Genomic DNA, 576 nt, shown 5'->3' on the forward strand with positions numbered 1-576 from the left:
AAAAAAGCGGGCCCAGAGCATCGCGAATTAATTAACGCCTGCCGTGCTAAAGATGTGAAGCGAGCGTGTAAGTGTTTAACAGACCATATTTTAGGTGCGAAGGCGGAAATTCGCGCACTGCTCGTGGCGCAAGAAGCCAAAAAATCGATTTGAATCAGTGGTTCGGGCTAAATAAATTCTTTGTTTGTTTAGCTTAGGTAGTCTCTTGATATTCCGGATGTCGGAATCTTAGTTGCATCAATGCATCTAGGGAACCTGCAATACTTTGGCAATATATCTCAAGGAGACTGCTGTGTTTTCATCGCTACCTATTAAGCGCGCCTGTTTATCTTTTACCAGTGCTTGTTCGCTACTGACGCTTCTCGGTTGCGCTCCAACAACGGCGCAAAAACCTGTTGCCTTCACGCCGCCGGGGCATTGGTTGCCGGCGCCAGCACCAGAAAACAGTGTATTAGTTAACTACCACCGCTGTAATGCCGCCTGGGCCATTCGCCATCAATCCTTAACTGATCAGCAAGTGCAGCAAGCCTGCGACATGATGGCGGAAAACGAAATAAAATTTCACGCTTTGTTTCC

At 47.4% G+C, this 576-nt stretch carries 1 protein-coding gene; it reads left to right on the top strand.

Going from position 1 to position 576, the window contains the following annotated elements:
* Positions 1-292: 292 nt before the first annotated feature.
* Positions 293-576: hypothetical protein (locus tag ACFQEU_RS17670; protein WP_379784271.1), on the top strand; the 284-nt coding region annotated here is incomplete at its 3' end.

This window comes from Halorubrum tibetense (assembly GCF_042661865.1).
Classification (GTDB): domain Archaea; phylum Halobacteriota; class Halobacteria; order Halobacteriales; family Haloferacaceae; genus Halorubrum; species Halorubrum tibetense.